Source organism: Pseudomonas sp. 67(2021) (assembly GCF_017491835.1).
Lineage (GTDB): Bacteria > Pseudomonadota > Gammaproteobacteria > Pseudomonadales > Pseudomonadaceae > Aquipseudomonas > Aquipseudomonas atacamensis.
Genome location: NZ_JAFGYL010000005.1, coordinates 76,175 through 96,926 on the forward strand (window position 1 = coordinate 76,175; position 20,752 = coordinate 96,926).

Consider the following 20,752-nt stretch of genomic DNA (forward strand, 5'->3'; position numbering starts at 1 on the left):
GCGGCCTTTTTATTGCCGGGCGGTTACTTGCTCGGATGTTTGGCTTGCAGCTCTTTGGCGTGGGCCAGGTGTTTTTCCAGCGCTGGCAGCATCTTCTGCGCGAACGCTTTCAGTTCAGTGGCGCCTTTGGCCTTGTCATCGGTCACGGTGTTTGCCTGTTTCTTGAACAGCTCGATGGTTTCTTCGTGAGCCTTGACCTGGTTGTTGGCGTAGGCCGCATCGAAGGATTCATCGCGCATGTCGAGAATCTTTTCCTTGGCCTGTTTGACCAGGGTGGTGGTGTCCGGGACTTCGATGTCGTTGGCCTTGGCAATTGCTGCCAGCTCATCGTTGGCTTTGCTGTGATCGGTGATCATCTGATTGGCAAAGGCTTTGATGTCAGCTGACTGGCTTTTTTCCAGAGCCAGGCGGCTGGTTTCGATTTCAGCGATGCCACCGGCGGCGGCGTTATCGACAAAGTCATTGTCGGTCGCGGCAAAGGCGCTGCCCATGCCGACAGACAGTGCAACAGCCAGAGCGAGATGACGCAGGTTGAATCCGTCCATTGGGTATCTCCACGCAGGTTTTTGTGAGCGTTATCCAATGGAGCGAAGGCACAAGCCAAAGGTTTTATCGCATTTACGACAGGGCGACGAACGGCAACCGCTGGTCTGACAGGGTGTCGACAGAAGCCATTGCGCAAGGCCATGCTGATAACGAGTCAGCGCATCGGTCGCGCTGGTTGTCGATCAATTTGATGGAGGTGTTTCATGCCGGTTTCACATGATCTGTATCAGGACCTGGGCTGCAAAAAGGAAGAGATCGAGCAAAAACGCTCCGAGGATGCGAAGCTGGATTCGCTGCTCAACAAGTATTTCGAGGTGGATGCTGAAGTGGTCGAGGCCGAGAACGCCCAGTCAGACGCCCCTAGTGACGACGAATTGAAGAAGCTCAAAGAGAAGCGGGTGATCGTCAAGGAGCAGATCGTCGCCCGGTTGGCCGGACAGCCGCTGACCGGTCAGTAATTACCTGACCCGTGGTCGCCATCCGAAGGGAACGGCGACCACCCACGGCACCTCCAATGTGCAGAGTCTGCAAACCATCGACTCGTTGCGAGGTGCCTCATGAACGATCCGAAATTCCCCAGTGAAGAGCAGGGCGGCTTCGACCCGATTCCGACCCGCCCTGAACCCAACAGCCCGGCGCATACCACAGCGCATCCGGAAAAAACCGTGAAAGAACTGCCGGAGGATGAAGATCCGGAGAAGTTCGACCGGTCCGGCAACTGACAGGCCGCCTTCGCGAGCAGGCTCGCTCCCACATTTGGAATTCGTTTCCCCTGTGGGAGCGAGCCTGCTCGCGAAGGCGCAAGTCCATTCCCCCGCAAATCCCGCAGGCTCACTTCAGCGCCGCATCCAGCCCCATCCGCCCCATATGCCTCGCCTTCAACGATCCGAAATACAACCACTGCCCATATTCGCGCACCGTGGTAATCGGCGAATAATTGCCTTCGCTCGCGTCCTGCAGATTGGCTATCACCTTGCCGTCCAGATCCAGCCCCAGCACAAACCCACGCTTTTCGACAGGCTTGGGCAAAACCGTCAACGCCCGCACGATCATCTTGCGTACGAACGGGTGCTGCGCGGTGCCATCGAGTAACGCGTTGCGGGGCGCGTACAACGCTACCCAAAAGCGATTGCTGCCATTGAACGAGAGGTTGTCCGGAAGCCCCGGCAAGTTGTCGATGAACACATCATGGGTACCGGCCTTCGGCCCGCTCAGCCAGTAGCGGCTGATGCGATAAGCACCGGTTTCATTGACCAGCACATAGGCTTCGTCGGGGCCAAGGGTGACGCCGTTGGCGAACTGCAACTTGTCGAGCAAGACGCTGGTCTTGCCGCTCTGAAAGTCGTAACGCAGCAAACGGCCGTCGGCGCCGTGCTCGATGATCGCCTCACCGTCATGGCCATAGCCCCAGCGGCTCGAGGCATCGCTGAAGTAGGCGTAGTGGCCTGACTTGTCGACCGCCACATCATCGGTAAATCCAAATGGCACGCCGTTGGCCTCGGTGGTCAAGGGGATCACGCGGCCTTGTGCATCCAGCGACAGCAAACCCTTGATCGCATCGGCGATCACCAGCATGCCGTTCGGATGACGGGCCAGGCCCAAGGGACGGCCACCGGTGTCGGCGAGGACCTTGCGCTGCGTGCCGTCGAGGCTGCTGCGGATCAGCCGGCCGTCATGCAATCCGGTGATGAGAAATTCGTCTTCCAGCAGCAGCGCCTCAGGCCCTTCGATGTCGCTCGGCCCGACCTTCACCACAGCTTTGAGGCGCTGGTTGTCCGCGTAGATGCCTTCCTTCAGCGAGGGCGCCGGTGGCGGTGTCCAGGCCACTGGTTCGACCTTGGTCGGCAGCAACAACAAGAAGGCGATGACCAGAGCGATCAGCAGGCACAGCACATAACGTAATTTCACGCGCTGGCCCTCGCCGCGCCGATGTACTGCGCGGTCGTGTCGCGCAGGGCAAGCATGGACGCGGCAGACTCGCGCTCGATGCGCCGCTTGAGCAACAGGCGATTAGCCAGACGCATGAGCAAACCGTCAAAGCGATATTCCAGCGTACGCACGAATCGCGTGCCACCAGCCTCCGCCGAGCACTCGTAAGTCAAACGCAGGGACAGGCCCTGATCACTTTGCGCGCGTGCGCACCAGCGCCGGCCCGGCAGATATTCAGTGACTTCCCAGCGCAAGTGACCGGCACGTCCGCCGGCATGGATGTCCTCTTCGAAGCACGCACCGGCATGCAGTGGACCTTGCGGACCGTCAATCTTCAATGAGGAGGGATGCCAGTCCGGCCAGTGACTGACGCTGGCGGCATAGGCCAGCACAGCGACCGGCTCGCCGGCGATATCGATCTGGTGCTGCATGCGCGTCATGGGCATTTGCGAATTACTCAAAGGGGCGGGTTCCGGCTCGCGGTACAGCGTGCCGAACAGGTAGTCCATCAAGGGCAGAACGATGTTGAAATTGCGCTCCTGCATGCGCTCGCGGCGGTGATGCAGTTCGTGCAGACGGCGCATCTGGCGGATCCACGGCAAACGAGTCAACGGATTCTGCGGCGGCAGATGCTCACAGGCATGGAACACCTCATACAGCAGATAACCGAGCACCATGCACCCGGCGAAAAGCCCGGCGACATTGGCGTTGACCTGCGCGAGCAGCCACCACAGGGGCAGCGTGATCACCAGCGTATGAATGACGATCAGCCAGGCTGGAAACAGGATCACCCGCCAGTCCCGCGCGCTGTCGTAGGTCATGTGCCCGGGGGTGAAAAAACTGTGATGGTCGCCGGCATGCCGCGCGTAGAACATCTTTGCGAAGGCTTTTTTGTGATGGCCCAGATGGCGATGGACCATGTATACGCCGAAGTTGAACAACAACAGGCTCAGCGGCACCGTCAGCCACTCCAGCCAGTTCACTGAATGCACCGTGCGCCAGAACGCAGCGACGGCGAAAATCCCGAACAGCAGCACGAACGCGCCATGCAGCCACGGGTTGTACAAAGGATGAATGGCCGCCCGGTAGCGGCTGCGAAATGCCTCGGTGGTCTGCCTCAACGCGTTTCACCTGCGGGTATTGTTGTTATACCCGGCAGATTAGCCGATCCGCTGACTTGTGCAGGACGAACCTTGCGGCCTTAAGCGCCATGCTCTGGACTGAGGCTGTCCGTCAGCTCAACGGATTCCAGCGCTGCGACCAGTCGTCATCGGTGCGGATCACTTCGCGCAACAGATCGAAGGCCTGTTGCAGCACTGCCGAGTCGCGATCACGGGAATACACCAGATAGGTCGGATAGCCGAATTCCGGCGCTTTGGTGACGGCTTCCAGGGCGCCGGTCTCCAGGTAAGTGCGCACAACGCGAGTGCGGAAATAGCCGCTGCCGCCATGTTCGAGGATGTATTGCAGGGCCAGCGGGCCAAGGTTGAAGCTCAGCGCGGCTTTGGCTTTTTCCGGCAGGGCGGCGTCGTGCTGGCGGCGGAAATCCGGGCCCCAGTCGATGTAGACGTAAGGCTCCGGACGCTCGGGCGCGCGCACCAGAATCAGTTTTTCCTCCAGCACTTGCTCGACCTGCAGACCCGGCCAGTATTCCGGCTGATAAACCAGCGCGGCATCGAGCACACCGAGTTCGAGCTGACGCAGCAGATTCTCGCCATCGCGGATTTCCATGCGCAGTGCGTGGCCGGGGATTTTCTCCCGAAGTTCCGCCGCCCAACTGAGCATCAACGGGTTGCACAGGCTGACCTCGCCACCGATGTGCAGAACGTTGTGATAACCCTCGGGCAGCGGCAAGTCGCGGCGCGCGGCTTCCCAGGTCTGCACCAGTTGATTGGCGTAGATCACGAACGCTTCGCCATTGGCCGTCAACTTCGCCCCGGCGCGATTGCGCACGAACAGCGTACTGCCCAACTGGCTTTCGAGTTTCTGCACCCGCGCGGTGATGGCGGTCTGCGTGACGAACAGCTTCTGCGCAGCGGCGGCGAGACTGCCGTGACGGACGATTTCGAGGAAAGTGCGAGCGAGGTCGATGTCCATGGGGCAGGGCCGGTGTCTGGAGGTGGAGCGCATTGTAAGTCAAAAGGCTCTCTCCCCAACCTGAAAGCAACAACGGATTGAACCGCTGAAAATTGCGTTTGAGTCCTACGGAAACAGGAGCGTTTTGATCAGATTTGGGGATATTTCTGACGACTTTTTCAGGTTGGTCGTCGGACGCCGGGTCTATAGGATCAGTCCTGACATTGAAGTCATCGAGCGCACAGATCGCTCTGGACCCGGACAAAGGATGGACTATGCGAATCCCACTGATTGAAAGCCATACGCCTGCTTACTCGCCTCGCCATTACTGGCGCGACGATCGCGCCAGGTGTCCCTCGGAGGACGTTGCCATGCCGAGCGCCAAAGTGCCCCGGCTCACGGGCTTGAAGAAGCTCGAGGGCAAACCTCTGGAGTTGCTGTTGCGTGGGCAGGATATCGGCGACGATCCGATGCTCATCCTGCGCTGCACAAGCGAAGGATTTGAGCTGCTTGATGTAGTGAACATGATCGCAACCTCCGAGCTGTACCAACAGGGAGAGATGGTCAAACGTATCACCGGCAAATCCGTGAGAACCGTGCGACGCCTGCTCAAGGAAGGCGCGTCGGTGCGCCTGGACACGCCGCAGAGCGTGATCGCCTACCAATATGCCGCTGCGCTGGAACTGGCCATCGAAGTATTCGGGCGTCAGGCCAAGGCCGAATCATGGCTGGAGCAACGCGCTACTTACTTCTACGGTTATGTGCCGCTCGATCTGGTTGGACATGCGCTGGGCTTCAGGATGGTGGAGGAGTATCTGAACCAGATCAAATACGGGGTTTATCAATGAACCCCTTGCCCTGGGATGATCGCTGGTACGCCTGGCGGCTGGATCGCGAGGTGTACAGCGAGACCTGGGACAGCGGCCTTGGATCGAAACGGGACGGCGGCCGCTGGAATACGCCCGGCCGCAGAGTCGTTTATGCGTCGGTCGACCCCTCCACGGCGATACTGGAGGTGGCCGCCCATGGCAGCTTCGATGCGCTTGATCAGGAACCCTATGTGTTGACCTGTTTTGAAATCACCCACGACGCCAGCGTCAGAATCGTGCAACCGGAAGATGTGCCTAATCCGCATTGGCTCACCCCGATCAAAACCTCACCCAACCAGCGAAAGTTTGCCGATGCACTGTTGGCTGAACATCCATTTGTTCTGGTGCCTTCGGTAGCCACCCGGCACTCGTGGAATTTGCTGGTGAGTTGCGATCTGGCGGAGGGTCAGTTCAGGATGGTTTCGCAAGAGCGGTTTGGGCTGGATACGCGGTTGTTGCAGGAGGGTTGATCGTATTTGTGTGGGCCTGCGAATCCGACACGACAATTTCCAGGTTCCGGGAGCGATCAAGGGCCGATGAGTCGCTGCCAGCTACATTCGCGGCGGCTCGCATTCTACGTCTGGATTCAGGCTTTCAACCAATATAAAGATCCGGTACATTTCGCGCCCACGCTTACTACAAGGAAGTTAAAGATGGCAAAGCCTGCCGCTCGACTTAGCGATCTTAATGCATGCCCGATCACAGGCCATGGCACCAATCCCGGTAACAGCGGTTCCGGTGATGTAAACATCAATGGAATGCCAGTTTTGCGTGTCGGAGACACCACAGCGTGCGGAGACACTGTCACCGAAGGCATCAGCAATATTTTGATCAATGGCAAGCCTATGCTTTCTTGGGCAGTGCGACGGCCCACGGAGGCATGATAATCACGGGCTCTGGCGACGTTTTTGTCGGCACCCAGCTCGGTTCCGCACCTTTCTCCCCGATTATCACTGTTCCTAAACACAGCGAGCGCTTCCAACTGGTTGATGAGGCCACTGGCGAAGCTATTCCCGACATGCTCTATTGCATCGAAACGGGTGACGGTCAGCGTCTCGTAGGCCATACCGATAGTCATGGTAACGCCGCGCGAGTGTTTACGGCCAACCCGACTTCGATAGTTGTGCAGTGGGGTAAGGAAGCTGCCGCCCATCTCGACGCGCTCGGCCTAGATTACTAAGGGAGGTGGCAGGTGGCAGCCCCCAAAAAGAATCAAGCTCGAACAAGCGATCAACATACAACGACCCAAGTGAAAGGTACGCTGGCACAGGATTACGTAACGGTTGTGGGTGCGTCTTACATGTCCCTTTATGAAAAGGTTCGTGGCCAGAAGGGCAACAAGATGCGCTTTATCAATCAGGGTATCCGCCAACTCACAAAGTATCCAACCGGCACTCCAAACTTCACGATCCAGCGTGTATTTCTGATTTTCAAAAATGACTATCCGGAGAACTTGCTGACGGCTTTGAAGGACGTTGTCGAAAATCAGCACGGGGCCCAGTACCGAGAGATGGACTCGATATCCGGTCTTGTGGATTTCATCGCAGCTCGGCAACGCCGCGGGCGCGAGATCAAACAGCTCGACTTTTTTTCCCATGGTGTGGTGGGCAGTATCGAGTTGGGCTACGAGCTGGTTAAAAACGATAGCTACCGTCTGCGTGATGCACAGGCGAATATGTTCAAACCCGAAGCGTTTGCCTATGGTGCGAAAATTCACTCCACCGTGTGGGCATTTCCAAGACGCAGCAACTACGACACAACTTATGGTACTGCCGCAGAACGGGGATCTGTGCCGGGAATTCGTGAAAGAGAAGCAGCTGATGGGCGAGCGATGCGGAATTATTTGAGTCGAAAAACCGCTTATGAACGAAAGCTGATCGAACATCGCAAGACCCTCAAAGACCCAACGGCGCAATTACCTGATGAACAGGCGCCGCAGGCGCCAACGCCAACAGTCTCTGAAGAAGAGCGCAATTTGCTGGCGCACGATGACAGCCGAGCATTGTATGAACGGAAGATTGGATTTCCGCTGGATGCCTTAGGCGCACATCGTGACGTTCGATCAGGTGATACACCGGACGGCGTACCCAAACACCTGCTTGCCTATAAACCGCTATGACGCTCCTGAAGCTTATAGGCAAACGTCACGTCTTATGTGTCTTGTTGATTGCTGTCAGCTTTGCAGGACTATTTATTTACGCCAAGGAAGCCCAGATGCCAGCCAAAGTAATGATGTATTACGGCCCGTGGAGTCCGGAAGAAAACCGTTTCGACGCCAGCCGGTGGTTCAGTTCAGGTATGTATCGCCCGCGTCTCATGGGTACTCCGCCTGAAGAGAGCCCAGTGACCATGCTGCGCAATAGGCCTGAAAGTTTGCGACATATTGAGAATGATGTTCTCTTGACAGAAGCGTTATTCGCTGTAGGGCGACAGTTTCCGAGGTTGGACACCGAAGATCTCATTCTGAATACGCCGGACCTGCACCGCCAGATACGGTATGCCTATAGTTCATTTGCCGAGCCTGACAAGCCCGTGGATTCCTATTGGCTTTTCATCACGTTTGCAAACAAGACTGTGGTCGTTACGATCGATTGGGACGTGACAGAAAAGAAACTCTTGCCCCGCTCGATGGCTTCGAATCTGATCGAAAAAAGTGATGAAGAGGCGGCATACCTTCAGGTAAAAAAAGAGCTTGATGGGACGGCTTCAGCCAAGCGTTAACTCACGTTGCCATGTCTTCAATGGTTGAAACGACAAATCCCGCCAATAAGCGGGATTTGTGTTTTACCAAGAAGCTTCTTACGAAGGGAACAGCTCGGACAGTTTCATCGACAGCATCATGTCGCCTTCAACGCGCAGCTTGCCGCCCATGAAGGCCTGCATGCCGTCGGTTTCGCCGCTGACGATGTCTTTCAGGGTCTGGCTGTCCAGCACCAGCGTGCAGTTGGCGTCCGGGTTTTCACCTTCCTGAATTTCGCAGGTGCCGTCTTTGACGATCAGTGCGTATTGCTTGTCTTCGTCGGTGATGTTGAAACCGAAGACCAGGTCCAGACCGGCAGCGGCGGCTGGGTTGAACTTGGCTTGCATTGCTTTTACGGCATCAGCTACGGAGGTCATGGTTCGATCCTTTCTTGGTCATGGGAGCTGGGTGGTTACAGCCAGGGTCACAGTAAGCCGGACTCAGCGAAAAGTGATGAGTTCCGGGGCCTTCAGCAGTTGCAGGTGTGCGTGACTGTTGAAGGAAGCCAGAGCCACCTCGCGACCACGAAACTTCAATTGGTTGAGCGAGGTGTTGACGATTTGCCAGTTCAATTCAAAGGCCTGTCTGGCAGGCATTTGCGTAATCAGGTGGAGCAGGGCAGTGATGGTACCGCCGGAGGTAAACACGGCGATTTTCTGGTTTTTTTCCGCCAGGTCGAGGATGCGGTGCAGCCCGGCTTGAACCCGTTCGACGAAACCCAGCCAGCTTTCCAGTCCGGGTGTGTCGTAGGTACCGGCAAGCCAGCGCTCGACGATCAGGGCGAAGATGCGCTGGAATTCACCGCGGTTCTGCGCGGCGTTGCGCAGGATGTCGAGGGCTTCCGGCTCTTCCGGCAACATGGCCGGGAGCAGAGCGCGGATCACCGCATCGGCATCGAATTCGTTGAAGGCGGAATCGGTCTCGAGGACTGGAACCGGCAGGCCTCTGGCGCTGAATTGCTCCAGTGCACTGGTGGCCGTGTGCTGTTGGCGACGCAGGTCACCGGCAAGGCAACGATCGAAGCTGATACCGAGGTCGGCGAGGTGCTGGCCGAGGATTTCTGCCTGACGCACACCGGTCGGCGACAGCACGTCGTAATCGTCTGCACCAAAGGAGGCCTGGCCATGTCGTATCAAGTAGATGCTGCCCACGTCCGCGTCGTCCCGGTACGTTGAAGGTCAGGCGAGGTTATGAGGATGGCGTAAGGCTGTCAATGAAAAAACATACGCTTGTTTGAAATGCCCGTTACAGGCGTGTTGCCAGAGGTTTCACGGCTGGCCGATGAGCCAGCGCATGGGTATGCTGGAGCCATTCCGCGTGTAATACACCGTCACGCATTGCTTTGAGGAGTCTCTGTGGATTTTTTCACCGAATACGCCAGCTTCCTGGCCAAGACCGTCACGCTGGTGATCGCCATTCTGGTGGTGCTTGCCAGTTTTGCTGCATTGCGCAGCAAGGGCCGACGCAAATCGGCGGGCCAGTTGCAGGTCAGCAAACTCAACGATTTCTACAAGGGCCTGCGTGAACGCCTGGAGCAGACCCTGCTCGACAAGGATCAGCTCAAGGCATTGCGCAAGGGCGAAGCGAAAACAGAAAAAAGCGTGAAGAAACAGAAGAACAAGCCTGAGACCAAATCCCGGGTGTTCGTGCTCGACTTCGACGGCGATATCAAGGCTTCCGCCACGGAAAGCCTGCGCCACGAGATCACCGCGCTGCTGACCCTGGCCACGCCGAAAGACGAAGTGGTTCTGCGTCTGGAAAGTGGCGGCGGCATGGTGCACAGCTACGGTCTGGCGTCGTCACAATTGGCGCGCATTCGCGACGCGGGGGTGCCACTAACCGTGTGCATCGACAAGGTCGCGGCCAGCGGCGGTTACATGATGGCGTGCATCGGCGACAAGATCATCAGCGCTCCGTTCGCCATCCTCGGTTCGATCGGCGTGGTTGCGCAATTGCCCAACGTCAATCGCCTTTTGAAGAAGCACGATATCGATTTCGAAGTGCTGACCGCCGGTGAGTACAAGCGCACCCTGACCGTGTTTGGCGAAAACACCGAAAAGGGCCGCGAGAAGTTTCAGGAAGACCTCGACATCACCCATCGCTTGTTCAAAAACTTCGTCGCCCGTTATCGCCCGCAACTGGCGATCGATGAGGTGGCTACCGGTGAGGTGTGGCTCGGTATCGCTGCGCTGGAAAACCAACTGGTGGATGAGCTCAAGACCAGCGATGAATACCTGGCACAGAAGGCCAAACAGGCCGAGGTCTATCACCTGCACTACGCCGAGCGCAAAAGCCTGCAGGAACGCATCGGCATGGCCGCCAGCGGTTCGGTGGACCGCGTGTTGTTGAGCTGGTGGAGCCGTCTTACCCAGCAACGCTTCTGGTAAACCGCAGGCATAAAAAAACGCCGGTCACATGACCGGCGTTTTTGTGTCTGCGACAAACGTCCGACGCTTAGCGGCGACGGAACAGCGGCAGTGGTTCGTCAGCGGCAGCCTGGTAAGTCACCGAGAAGTCCTTGAGGCCTTCCAGTGCTTCGTACGGGTCTTTATCCGCGCGAATGGCAAAGGCGTCGAAACCGCAGCGATGCATGTAGAACAATTGGTCCCGTAGTACATCGCCAATCGCACGCAGCTCGCCTTTGAAACCATAACGGTCACGCAGCAGACGGGCATTGGAGTAGTTACGGCCGTCGGTAAACGCCGGGAAGTTCAAGGCGATCACCTGAAACTTGGCGACGTCCTCACCGATTTCCTCGGCCTCTTCATCAGCATCCAGCCACACACCCAGGCCACCGTCGCGGGCCAGGAGCATGCGGCTGTGTTCGCGCCACAGCTGCAGCGGCACGATCAGATCGTCGCAGTTGCTGATTTCATCGATGTTGAAATCCTTCGGCAACAGGTGCCAGGTTTCGTCGACGACTTCGTTGTTCTTAATGATTCGCTGCATAGACGCGTTCCTTGAAGAGGTCGATGCCAATACGCTGATAAGTGTCGATGAAGCGCTCGTCTTCGGTGCGTTGTTCAACGTACACGTCGATCAGCTTCGAGATCACGTCAGGCATGGCTTCCTGTGCGAAGGACGGGCCGAGGATCTTGCCCAGGCTAGCATCACGGCTGGCGCTGCCGCCGAGGGAGACCTGATAGAACTCTTCGCCTTTCTTGTCCACGCCGAGGATGCCGATATGGCCGACGTGGTGGTGACCACAGGCGTTCATGCACCCGGAGATGTTCAGGTCCAGTTCGCCGATGTCGAACAGGTAGTCCAGATCATCGAAGCGGCGCTGGATCGATTCGGCAATCGGGATCGACTTGGCGTTGGCCAGCGAGCAGAAGTCACCGCCTGGGCAGCAGATGATGTCGGTCAGCAGGCCGATGTTCGGCGTAGCGAAACCGCCTTCACGCAACTCGCCCCACAGGGTGAACAACTGGCTCTGCTCGACGTCGGCAAGAATGATGTTCTGCTCGTGGGAAGTGCGCAGTTGCCCGAAACTGTAGCGCTCGGCCAGATCGGCGACGGCGTCGAGTTGCTTGTCGGTGATGTCGCCAGGGGCAACGCCGGTCGGCTTCAACGACAGCGTCACAGCCACATAGCCGGGTTTCTTGTGCGCCAGGGTGTTGCGGCTGCGCCAGCGGGCGAAACCCGGATGCTCTTGGTCCAGATCGGCCAGTTGCGCAGTCTGGTTGTCGAGGGTTTTGTAGTCCGGGTCGACGAAATGCTTGGCGACGCGATGCAGCTCGGCTTCGGTCAGCGTGGTCTGGCCACCGCGCAGGTGCTCCATTTCCGCATCGACTTTCTGCGCGAACACTTCAGGCGTGAGCGCCTTGACGAGGATCTTTATCCGCGCCTTGTATTTGTTGTCGCGACGGCCGTAGCGGTTGTACACACGCAGGATGGCGTCGAGATAGCTCAGCAGGTCTTGCCAAGGCAGGAATTCATTGATGAATGCGCCCACCACCGGCGTACGACCGAGGCCGCCACCAACCAGCACGCGGAAACCCAGCTCGCCAGCAGCGTTGTAGACAGGTTCCAGGCCGATGTCGTGGACTTCAATGGCAGCACGGTCGCTGGTCGAGCCGTTGACAGCGATCTTGAATTTGCGCGGCAGGTAGGCGAATTCCGGGTGGAACGTGGTCCACTGGCGGACGATCTCGCACCATGGACGCGGGTCGATCACTTCGTCGGCAGCGACACCGGCAAACTGGTCGGTAGTGACGTTGCGCAGGCAGTTGCCGCTGGTCTGGATCGCGTGCATCTGCACGGTCGCGAGTTCAGCGAGGATGTCCGGGATGTCTTCCACCGCAGGCCAGTTGAACTGCACGTTCTGCCGCGTACTGATGTGGGCATAGCCCTTGTCGTAGTCGCGGGCGATTTTGGCCATCATGCGCACCTGGCGCGAAGTGAGCTGGCCGTAAGGCACCGCCACGCGCAACATCGGCGCGAAACGCTGGATGTACAGGCCATTTTGCAGGCGCAGGGGGCGGAATTCTTCTTCGCTCAGCTCACCTGCCAGATAGCGTCGGGTCTGATCACGGAACTGCTTGACGCGGTCCTCGATGATCCGCTGATCGTACTCGTCGTATACGTACATATAAGTCCTGTTCTCAGGCTTGGGCTACTCGGAAAACGCTGCGTTTTCGCTTGCTGGAGTCCGATGTTGCCTCTGCAATTCTGCGCGCACGGCCGCGCACTCCGTCACGGAGCCGGGGCAATATACCCGTTTGCAGTTATGCGCAAAAGTGATGTTTGAGTATATGTAAAGAACCAAATCGCCTAACGCGAATGCCGGTCATCTAATCCACATTTGTCGTGCGGACAATCATCGTCTTAACTGTGATCGAGTCTTTGTGCAATCACCGATAAAACCGACAAGAGGCGATGCAATGAGCAACCCGACCAAAGCCAGGAAAAGCGACAGTAGCGTCGACGCATGGGCCATTTTGTTCCTGATCATTCTCGTTGTAGGAACAGCGGTCTTCTGGGTCAGCCATCAGTAAATCAGCGTTCCGGGCCTTTCTTCCAGGGCCCGGATAGCTCGAGTCGGTGCCCGGCCTGGCACCATCACACCCCGGCCAGATACAACACCAGTTTGACGATGGCAAACAGCGTCAGGCCAAACACGGCTGTAAACAAAACGCCGAGAATCACGAAGTGGCTGGGTTTGCCGTGGGTAAAGTCCCTTTCCCGGTTCTTGCCGCTTTGCACGCCGAACGCCGCTGCCATGACGCTGTGCAGCATCTGCCAGAAACTCGGCGGTTTGTTGTCGACTGGATCGTCCATAAATCCCTCTGCGAAAAATCGTCCCCCGAAGCATAGTCAATCGCTGTGGTCACGGATGCCGCGTTACAACTTTTGCGCACGGGATATAGCCATGTACCGCCGGACAGCGCGGCGTCAGTGATGTGCTGTCGCTCCATTTACAGGAGCGATGTATGTCCACCGATTCAGACGTTTCGACCGTAACCGAGCGCCCCCTCAAACCTGCGGCGTCCGAGAGCATCCACGCACCCTGGCTCGAATCCGTGATGCCGCATTGGCTGATTCAGGCGCCGGTGCACAGGAAAACCGAGCTCAAGCAGGCGCAGACAGTGTTTCCACGCTGGTACACGCAGGCGACGCCGGCCCAGCGACAGGTGGTCAATACCAGCTACAGGATGAGTTTTATTGCTCAGACGAGGCTGGACCGCTCCATGTCCACCTTCAAAGACATCGAAACCTTCGCCCGGCCGCTCCTGGCGCAGGCGCTGAAACACCGCTATCAGGTCGCCGTGGATCTGGATAACACGCTGTTGTGCCTCAGGCGGCCAATACGCGCTGGCATTCTCGGCGAGGAAATCGGTTCATTCGAGGCATTGACGCTGCCGATGCTCCAGGCCGCTTTGCACAACTTCGAAAGTGATGAGTGTGCTTACGGCGCCTTTCACAGCAGCTCTGGCTTCGCAACCGCAACCGCCGTAAAAGGTGCCCTCAAGGCTGTTCCGGTGAATGTGTCGGTCAGGAACTACCTGAACCTGTGCCGCGAACTGGATATCGGTGCCCGGTACCAGGCTTATCTGACAAGGTTTTTCCATCCGGTCGATCCGGCCGCGGAAGCGAAGTTGCGCCGGCACTTCATCGCCAGTCAGAAAACGGCCATGCGCGCGGCAGCCGAACGCGCACTGTTGACCAAGGATATTCAACCTGAAGATCACGCGATGATTCTCGCGGTGATCCACGGCGAAAGGCACCCGCGAATCGGCGACAAGCAGGTGTGGTTTCAAGACCTGGGCTTGATGCGGCACCGGCTGGTCGGATGTGTAGTGTTCAAGATCGCGCAAAAGTATGGCCCGGTGGACGCGGTAATTCTGTACGTCCCCAACGATCCGGAACACCCGCTAAAGCGCTATACCGGCACGCAAATGCAGGACACCTTCAAGCGCCTGCTGAGTGCTCGCGATGCGCAACAGGCGGACAGCACGGCCCCTACGTCCTATCAACGATTCTTCAGTCAGTTCTTCCCATATGAGAAGCGTGCGTATTACTTCAGCCAATTCGTAAAGTCTGCAGACGGCGCATCGGATTGGCTGTCGTCACCGTGGCGCAAGATTCTGCAGACAACGTTGATTTTTGTAGAGATCTGGAAGACATCACCGAAATATCAAAAAATGATCCCGGATGCCGATCCTTACGTGGCAGTTTCGTTGATGCCGCACCTTCAGGTATATCCGTGGGCGAGGAATAGCGACCTCTGGGCGTACTTGTACGAAAAACATCGTGACAAGGTCATCAACGACGCTCGTGGTCACGCGGTGCCTACCGCCGACGTCGACGCCAAGGCGCGCGATGCCAAGCTGTCCGGGCTGCTGCAATTCGGTCTGCTGGCGCTGAACATGGCGTCCATGTTCGTTCCGGTACTGGGCGAAATCATGCTGGTTGTCATGACGGCCCAGTTGCTCTATGAAACTGTCGAAGGCGTGATCGAGTGGAGCGAGGGGGACAAACACGCCGCCAGGGCGCATCTTGTCGACGTTGCTGAAAACCTTGCGCAGATCGGCGCGATGGCCGCCGCAGGAGCAACATTCAATCGGGTGACAGCCGTTAAACCGGAGCCGGTGATCGAAGATCTGCACCCGGTGACGCTGCCTGATGGCAAGAGGCGCCTGTGGCGGCCGACCTTGCGCGGCTATGAACAAGCGCTCAGCCCCGGCAAGTTGTCGCGGCCCGACGCGGCGGGGCAGTACCGCGTCGCCGGCACAACCTGGATGCGCCAGGGCGGCAGGCTCTATGAGCAGACGTTCGACCGCTCCAGCGGGCACTGGCGGTTGAAACATCCCACCGACTCTCTGGCTTACCAACCGTTGCTCAGCCATAACGGCCACGGTGCCTGGCGCCTGAGCCTGGAACAGCCCATGGCGTGGGATCGCTTGACCCTGCTGCGACGCATCGGGCACCTCACCGATGGTTACTCCGATGACACCTTGCTGGCGCTGGCCGATATCAGCGGTATCAGCGATGGCGCCCTGCGCAAGATGCATCTGAATCAGTTGCCCCCGCCCCCTGAATTGCGAGACGCCATGCGCCTGTTCGATGCCGATGCACAGGCGAGGCAAATGGTCGAGCAATTGCGCGGAGCCAGGCCCATCGACGAGCACTACCTGTATGCAGTCCCGCTGGTCACCGAGATGCCCCGTTGGCCTGCCGATCGGGTTCTGGAGATGACAGCTGATCCGCACGGAGCAGGGCCGTCCATTTGCTATGGTGCGCAGAATACGCTGCCCGGTTTGGGCCACAAGCCCGCTATCCGCCTGACACGTACGCAAGTGTTGAACGGGGAAATGCCGGCGCGGATTCTGGCTGCGTTGGAAGAGCAGGAAATCAACCATCTGCTGGGACGAACGGCTGCCCAATTTCGCCCGGCACGGCCCGATGAGTTCGGCAAACAACTCGCCGAGTACGCCTATACGCGTCAACCGGCGATTTTTGACAGTCTTTATCGCGGTACCGAATCGTCGAGTGCGCCCGTGCGCCTGTTGCAGCGTGAATGTCCCGGTCTCAGCGACGTGGCGGCCCAGGATGTGATCGAGCATGCTTCGACGCACGAGCTGGCCCGAATGGATGCGACCGGGCGTTCCCCTTTGAGAATGCTGGAAGAGGCTCGCTGGCATGTCCGCCATTGCCGCCAGGCCCGCGCATTTGCCGGTTTGCACAGCGAAAACCTCGCGTCGGCGGACAGTCGGCGACTGGCTTTGCACGCGCTGGAACAATTGTCTGGCTGGCCGCACTCGCTGCGTGTGGAAATTCGCGAGGGGAGCGTGACTGGCACCTTGCTCGACAGCATCGGCGAGCCGATGGCGCCGGTTAGACGCTATCTAGTGAAAAACGGACCTTTCTATCAAGCGTTCAATGATCACGCCCAGGCATTGAACAGAGTCTCGAGGGTCCAGGACAGCTTTTACAGTTCGCTCATGCATGCGTTGCCTGAGGACACACGTTCATCAATCGGATTGTCCGTCGGCAACGCCCATGGTGAGCTGCAACAGAAAATCATCGAATCGGCCCACCTTCATCGAGCCGAAGCTGCGCGATTGCTGTCACCGGCTGCAAAGTGGTTCAAACCGCCGGTACGCGTGGGCGCGCGACTGCTGGGTTATTACGCCAGTGGCCGTGGTACAGGCCTCAATCCGTCCCTCGAATCACGCATTGCGCATCTATACCCCGAGTCGCGCCAGGCACGGGCATTTCTCGCCCGGCAACACGGCCAGAGTGAAACGCAGATTCAGCTCGAACTGGAATCTCGCCGCCAGGATTGGGACGCGTTGAACGTTGCACTTGAGCGATGGCAGGCAGCGCCGAGTGATAGCCGCACTGCAACGCACAGGGCGCAACTGGCACAGACACTGCGAGAGACATGGCGTAATGGTCCGCTGGCCGGGCAGGCGGCGGAGGCGGCCCGCCTGACAATCCATTGCGACACGCCATTGCCCGAGCTGAGTACAGGCTTTCCCCACGTGCGTGAACTGGCCATCACCGGCATCGGCATAACCGACGCCAATGCGGACGGGTTTCTGACGGCGTTCCCGAATGTCACCGATTTATGGCTCGGTGAATTGAGGCGCTATGGCCAGACACCTGTCACCCGACCGCTTAGCACATTGCCAAAGGCGGTTGAGCAGCTGCCCGGGCTGAGACGTCTGCGTTTCTCTACCGATGCGCCATTGCTCGCGGAAAGCTTTGCGCGAAGGCTGGGTGGACTGACTTCGCTGGAGCAACTGCGCATCGACTATCACGGATTCGATTCCACCACCTTGCATGGTCTTGACCTGCAATCGCTGACACGACTGCGCAGATTACGCATCGATGCGCCTCACGCGTTATGGCGGTGGCCAGCATACGTTGAACGACTTGAGCAGCTCAGACGCCTTGACCTCACGCACACCTTGATCGAAACCTTGCCCGACTCGCTCTACAGCGGCCATGACAGACTCTGGGCCGGGTTATCGCTGGATTGGTCACGTGTCACCCCAGCGACGTTCCGTCGGGCCTATGAGTTTGTCAGCCGCCACTCCGGCCCGCGCGGCCACCTGCTCGATGTGCATCAGATGGTCAGTGACTATTGCCGCGCCGAACTCGATAGCATGGCCGTCGCGCCGGATAGCGCCGACCCTTTGCCGCAGGCATTCAATGCGGCCTGGTCAACACCGTCGGCAAGGGTGGCGGCGATCGAGCAGCTTCGGGCCGAACATGAGGCCATCTTCGCCGCGTTTTATCCGCCATCCCCGCGCCAGGGATCACGCTATGCAGCGCCCGCGCGGCGCTGGTCGACAGGGGGCAGCGCGGACCTGTTGCATACGCTGAAAAGCAGCTGGCACGGTGCGATTCGCCAGCGCTATGGCCTGGCAGCCGACGTTGAGCGCTTTAGCTTCGTCGAGCTGCCCGGTGCCACCACCGGTGTCGAGCTTCCTTCGTTGCCGGCCGGCAGTTTCGCCCATGTGCGCACGCTGCGTCTGGGAGGGCTGAACGTGCCCTCCGGCCAGGCGCGGGATTTTATTCGCGCCTTCAGTCATATCGAAACCCTTGAACTGGGGGGAAGTACGTTCACCGAGCTCCCTTTTGCAGCCCAGGAATTGCCCGCGCTGCGTCGGCTCGACGTGTCCGGTAACAGAATCACGGTGACTGCAATGGTCCAGCGCCAACTCAATGCGCTGCCACAACTGGTACGACTGAACCTGAGTCATAACCCGCTGGGACGACTCGATGCCACGGCTTTGAGCGGGCTCGAGGCCTTGAATCTGAGATCGACGGATTTGCTGGCCTGGCCCACCGGGGCGGAAAATCTGCCACGGCTGTCATGGCTCGATTTACGAGACAACCGGATCGCGTCCCTGTCGCCGCAAGCGCTGGCGCATCCTGACGCATTGATGAGGACGAATCTGTCGGGCAACGCCTTCAGTGCCGACGGTGAGGCAGCTTTTCACGCGGCGCTGCAGCGCATCGAGCAGCAGCGGGGGTTGGGCCAGGGCACGTTGTCTCGCTTCGCCGCAGAGCCGGTGCCTGAGCATTTTCCGCCTTTGGAAACCGGCGGTTCGTTCAGTGATCTGCTGCTGCCGCTCCCGCAGCCGGCGCCTGTCAGTTCAGGCGCTTCGGGGCATTTGCAGCGGTTGGCGGTGATCCTCAATCGCGAACGGGCGCAACGCAGTCTGCTGGTGCTGCGAACACGGCCCTTGAATGACGCTCAGATCGATGCGCAGATCAGCCAATGGCATCTGAGCTGCGAAGCGCTGACCCGTCAGTTGAACGATTGGCTCTATACCAGGGAAGTACGAACGAACACTGTCCTGGTCAGTGCGCAAGTGCGTTCGCTGGTGGCCCGGCGAATCAGCGAGACGTGGCGCGACACCCTGACCCGACACCCCGGCGGCGACGGTCTGGAGCTCGAATTGGCAGGATTGCAGACCGGAGAACTGCCGGCGCTTGTGGTGCAGTTTCCGGGCGTGACGACGCTCGATCTGAGCGGTGCAGGGATCACGGCGCGGGGGAGCGCGGGTTTTCTCGACGGTTTTCCCGACCTCGAGACCTTGTATCTGAGTGGTAACGAATTGGGCGCGGTGCCTGCGCCGGTGCTGCACATGCGTCATCTCACGCGCCTGGACATGCAGTATTGCAGCTTGCGCAGTGCGACGAGTGTTTACCCTTTGCTGGGCAACGCGCGGCTGCGCACGCTGGATTTGAGTTACAACGAACTTCGTGTTTTCAATCCGCCCGATTATGGCGTGATCGAGTCTCTGGATCTGCGTTACAACCAACTGAGCGAATGGCCTGACGGTGTGTTGCGGGCGCCCGGGTTGCAGGCCCTGAACCTCAGCGGTAACGCAATCGCGGAAATCCCCGCGGCGCTTTTCGATGGCGATCATTCGGGTCTGATCGCAGGCTCGGATCTGTCAGAAAATCGCAATTTGTCGCTTTCTGCATTGCAAGACCTCAGGCGTTACAGCCGCGAGCGCGCCATACCGCATGTGCTGGGTATGACGCGCGCGCAGGTTGAGACGATGATCAACCGTCAGGTGTTCGGTGATCTGTTCGGGATTCCTGAAGACGGTGCTCCAACCGATAACGCTGGCGGCGTTGTCGACGATCCCCAGGCGCAGGTATTTCCTGCCGAGAAAGTCTTTGATCCAGCCAACGATGTCGCGCCACGCTCACGCGATCCGTGGCTTGTGGACAGCGATCCGCAGTGGGTTGCGCGCAGAACCGAGCTCTGGGCGCAATTGGCGCAAGAGCCGAATCACGAGCGGTTTTTCCAGTTGCTGCGCTTGTTGCTCGATACGCAGGACTACAGGCTGCTGCGAGGCGATCTGACGCAAAGAGTCTGGCGTGTCATGGAGGCCGCTGAGGAAAATACCGAACTGCGGCAACTGTTGTTTCAGGGCGCCGAGACCCACGGCACCTGTCCGGACGGGCGGATTCTGACATTCAGTGATTTGGAAGTGCGGGTCGCGGTCTATCACCAGTTGCGTGACCTACCGTTGAATCGAATGGCGTCCAGAGGTCGGGCGCTGCTGCGTCTGTCGCGGCAACTGTTTCGCCTGGATCGCGTCGAGACGCTGGCTGAAGCTGCCGGTCTGGGTATGGATCGTGCTGAAGTGCGCCTTAAATATCGTATCGGTTTGACGGGCGGCTGGGGCGACGGTGTCGATTTACCGGGCCAGCCCGCGTCGATGATTTATGACGTTCCGCTGAGTGAGGAACTGCTGGAGTACACCCGCGCCTCGATTCTTGAGGCAGAGGGCACCGATGCGCTGTCCGTAAGCATGGCAGAGCGCGACTACTGGATCTCTTACCTGCAAGATCTTCACCCACAAGAGATGGCCGCGCTGGACGTTGCGGTTGACGAGCGACGCCAGCAACTGTGGGACCAGCTCAATCAGCGTCTCGCCCGCAATGAACTGAGTTCCGAGGAATACGACCTTGAGCTGAACAGGTTGGGCAAGGCCATGGACGTGCTGCGCACACAGAAACGCGCCGAGCTGACACGCCGGGTGATCAGCGAGCTGAACAGCTTCGCCGCGGAATCTGAACAACCCGGCCGCCTGCCACCAACATCCGGTTCCTGAGG

Annotated in this window: 19 protein-coding genes; 10 read left to right on the forward strand and 9 right to left on the reverse strand. The window is 58.7% G+C overall.

Going from position 1 to position 20,752, the window contains the following annotated elements; translation table 11 throughout:
• Positions 1-23: 23 nt before the first annotated feature.
• Positions 24-545: a DUF4142 domain-containing protein gene (locus tag J5M66_RS08860; RefSeq protein ID WP_024012721.1), complete on the reverse strand. Its 522-nt coding sequence runs from the start codon at positions 543-545 to the stop codon at positions 24-26.
• 204 nt (positions 546-749) lie between these two features.
• Between J5M66_RS08860 and J5M66_RS08865 the strand changes: the two genes are divergently transcribed.
• Together J5M66_RS08865 and J5M66_RS08870 are read left to right on the forward strand one after the other, a co-directional pair.
• On the forward strand, positions 750-1,004 hold the full coding sequence (locus J5M66_RS08865) for a DUF465 domain-containing protein (protein WP_016774470.1): 255 nt from the start codon (positions 750-752) through the stop codon (positions 1,002-1,004).
• Between the two features lie 99 nt (positions 1,005-1,103).
• The gene (locus J5M66_RS08870; protein WP_016774471.1) at positions 1,104-1,268 is read left to right on the forward strand and encodes a hypothetical protein; all 165 of its coding nucleotides are present in this window, start codon (positions 1,104-1,106) and stop codon (positions 1,266-1,268) included.
• A gap of 109 nt (positions 1,269-1,377) precedes the next feature.
• Here the strand turns inward: J5M66_RS08870 and J5M66_RS08875 are convergent, their stop codons facing one another.
• From J5M66_RS08875 to J5M66_RS08885, 3 genes are all read right to left on the reverse strand, one after another.
• The gene (locus J5M66_RS08875) at positions 1,378-2,454 is read right to left on the reverse strand and encodes an SMP-30/gluconolactonase/LRE family protein (RefSeq protein WP_136493515.1); all 1,077 of its coding nucleotides are present in this window, start codon (positions 2,452-2,454) and stop codon (positions 1,378-1,380) included.
• Entirely contained in the window at positions 2,451-3,596 is a 1,146-nt protein-coding gene (locus tag J5M66_RS08880; RefSeq protein ID WP_123442648.1) for an SRPBCC family protein, read from the reverse strand. The genes J5M66_RS08875 and J5M66_RS08880 overlap by 4 nt, the downstream gene beginning before the upstream one ends.
• Positions 3,597-3,708: 112 nt before the next feature.
• A complete protein-coding gene (locus J5M66_RS08885) occupies positions 3,709-4,572 on the reverse strand; it encodes a LysR family transcriptional regulator (protein ID WP_024012724.1) in 864 nt (287 codons plus the stop codon).
• Positions 4,573-4,922: 350 nt separating this feature from the next.
• Here J5M66_RS08885 and J5M66_RS08890 point away from each other — a divergent pair, with 350 nt between their 5' ends.
• From J5M66_RS08890 to J5M66_RS08910, 6 genes are all read left to right on the forward strand, one after another.
• Positions 4,923-5,399 (forward strand): MbcA/ParS/Xre antitoxin family protein, encoded by a 477-nt coding sequence (locus J5M66_RS08890; RefSeq protein WP_123442647.1) that lies wholly within the window; start codon positions 4,923-4,925, stop codon positions 5,397-5,399.
• Complete coding sequence (locus J5M66_RS08895; protein ID WP_016774476.1) at positions 5,396-5,890, forward strand: RES domain-containing protein; 495 nt, start codon at positions 5,396-5,398, stop codon at positions 5,888-5,890. The genes J5M66_RS08890 and J5M66_RS08895 overlap by 4 nt, the downstream gene beginning before the upstream one ends.
• 183 nt (positions 5,891-6,073) lie before the next feature.
• Positions 6,074-6,304 (forward strand): PAAR domain-containing protein, encoded by a 231-nt coding sequence (locus tag J5M66_RS26935; protein WP_241663605.1) that lies wholly within the window; start codon positions 6,074-6,076, stop codon positions 6,302-6,304.
• Positions 6,301-6,600: a hypothetical protein gene (locus J5M66_RS26940; RefSeq protein ID WP_243432865.1), complete on the forward strand. Its 300-nt coding sequence runs from the start codon at positions 6,301-6,303 to the stop codon at positions 6,598-6,600. Before J5M66_RS26935 ends, J5M66_RS26940 begins: the two co-directional genes overlap by 4 nt.
• Positions 6,601-6,612: 12 nt before the next feature.
• On the forward strand, positions 6,613-7,539 hold the full coding sequence (locus J5M66_RS08905) for a hypothetical protein (protein WP_148046978.1): 927 nt from the start codon (positions 6,613-6,615) through the stop codon (positions 7,537-7,539).
• 95 nt (positions 7,540-7,634) lie between these two features.
• Positions 7,635-8,141 carry a hypothetical protein gene (locus J5M66_RS08910; RefSeq protein WP_148046977.1) on the forward strand — a complete coding sequence of 169 codons (507 nt, stop codon included), beginning with the start codon at positions 7,635-7,637 and terminating at the stop codon, positions 8,139-8,141.
• A gap of 78 nt (positions 8,142-8,219) precedes the next feature.
• Here the strand turns inward: J5M66_RS08910 and J5M66_RS08915 are convergent, their stop codons facing one another.
• Both J5M66_RS08915 and J5M66_RS08920 read right to left on the reverse strand, forming a co-directional pair.
• Positions 8,220-8,537, reverse strand: a complete 318-nt coding sequence (locus J5M66_RS08915) for an SCP2 sterol-binding domain-containing protein (RefSeq protein ID WP_024012726.1) — start codon at positions 8,535-8,537, stop codon at positions 8,220-8,222.
• Positions 8,538-8,600: 63 nt separating this feature from the next.
• Positions 8,601-9,311 carry a histidine phosphatase family protein gene (locus J5M66_RS08920; RefSeq protein ID WP_016774478.1) on the reverse strand — a complete coding sequence of 237 codons (711 nt, stop codon included), beginning with the start codon at positions 9,309-9,311 and terminating at the stop codon, positions 8,601-8,603.
• Between the two features lie 204 nt (positions 9,312-9,515).
• On the opposite strand from J5M66_RS08920, the gene sohB reads away from it, so the two are divergent.
• A complete protein-coding gene (gene sohB, locus J5M66_RS08925) occupies positions 9,516-10,547 on the forward strand; it encodes a protease SohB (RefSeq protein WP_123442644.1) in 1,032 nt (343 codons plus the stop codon).
• A 67-nt stretch (positions 10,548-10,614) separates the two neighbouring features.
• On the opposite strand, the gene J5M66_RS08930 is transcribed toward sohB, so the two are convergent.
• The 3 genes from J5M66_RS08930 to J5M66_RS08940 all read right to left on the reverse strand — a co-directional run bounded on the left by J5M66_RS08930 (position 10,615) and on the right by J5M66_RS08940 (position 13,440).
• Entirely contained in the window at positions 10,615-11,109 is a 495-nt protein-coding gene (locus tag J5M66_RS08930) for a DUF934 domain-containing protein (protein WP_016774480.1), read from the reverse strand.
• Positions 11,093-12,751 carry a nitrite/sulfite reductase gene (locus J5M66_RS08935; protein WP_024012729.1) on the reverse strand — a complete coding sequence of 553 codons (1,659 nt, stop codon included), beginning with the start codon at positions 12,749-12,751 and terminating at the stop codon, positions 11,093-11,095. The genes J5M66_RS08930 and J5M66_RS08935 overlap by 17 nt, the downstream gene beginning before the upstream one ends.
• 470 nt (positions 12,752-13,221) lie before the next feature.
• A complete protein-coding gene (locus J5M66_RS08940) occupies positions 13,222-13,440 on the reverse strand; it encodes a DUF2970 domain-containing protein (protein WP_016774481.1) in 219 nt (72 codons plus the stop codon).
• Between the two features lie 152 nt (positions 13,441-13,592).
• On the opposite strand from J5M66_RS08940, the gene J5M66_RS08945 reads away from it, so the two are divergent.
• Complete coding sequence (locus tag J5M66_RS08945; RefSeq protein WP_207807889.1) at positions 13,593-20,750, forward strand: DUF6543 domain-containing protein; 7,158 nt, start codon at positions 13,593-13,595, stop codon at positions 20,748-20,750.
• Positions 20,751-20,752 lie beyond the last annotated feature (2 nt).

Bases quoted from the DNA above. Each gene is read 5' to 3' on its own strand.
- J5M66_RS08860 (WP_024012721.1), bottom strand. From the start codon at position 545: ATGGACGGATTCAACCTGCGTCATCTCGCTCTGGCTGTTGCACTGTCT.
- J5M66_RS08865 (WP_016774470.1), top strand. From the start codon at position 750: ATGCCGGTTTCACATGATCTGTATCAGGACCTGGGCTGCAAAAAGGAA.
- J5M66_RS08870 (WP_016774471.1), top strand. From the start codon at position 1,104: ATGAACGATCCGAAATTCCCCAGTGAAGAGCAGGGCGGCTTCGACCCG.
- J5M66_RS08885 (WP_024012724.1), bottom strand. From the start codon at position 4,572: ATGGACATCGACCTCGCTCGCACTTTCCTCGAAATCGTCCGTCACGGC.
- J5M66_RS08890 (WP_123442647.1), top strand. From the start codon at position 4,923: ATGCCGAGCGCCAAAGTGCCCCGGCTCACGGGCTTGAAGAAGCTCGAG.
- J5M66_RS08895 (WP_016774476.1), top strand. From the start codon at position 5,396: ATGAACCCCTTGCCCTGGGATGATCGCTGGTACGCCTGGCGGCTGGAT.
- J5M66_RS26935 (WP_241663605.1), top strand. From the start codon at position 6,074: ATGGCAAAGCCTGCCGCTCGACTTAGCGATCTTAATGCATGCCCGATC.
- J5M66_RS26940 (WP_243432865.1), top strand. From the start codon at position 6,301: ATGATAATCACGGGCTCTGGCGACGTTTTTGTCGGCACCCAGCTCGGT.
- J5M66_RS08910 (WP_148046977.1), top strand. From the start codon at position 7,635: ATGCCAGCCAAAGTAATGATGTATTACGGCCCGTGGAGTCCGGAAGAA.
- J5M66_RS08915 (WP_024012726.1), bottom strand. From the start codon at position 8,537: ATGACCTCCGTAGCTGATGCCGTAAAAGCAATGCAAGCCAAGTTCAAC.
- J5M66_RS08930 (WP_016774480.1), bottom strand. From the start codon at position 11,109: ATGCAGCGAATCATTAAGAACAACGAAGTCGTCGACGAAACCTGGCAC.
- J5M66_RS08935 (WP_024012729.1), bottom strand. From the start codon at position 12,751: ATGTACGTATACGACGAGTACGATCAGCGGATCATCGAGGACCGCGTC.
- J5M66_RS08940 (WP_016774481.1), bottom strand. From the start codon at position 13,440: ATGGACGATCCAGTCGACAACAAACCGCCGAGTTTCTGGCAGATGCTG.
- J5M66_RS08945 (WP_207807889.1), top strand. From the start codon at position 13,593: ATGTCCACCGATTCAGACGTTTCGACCGTAACCGAGCGCCCCCTCAAA.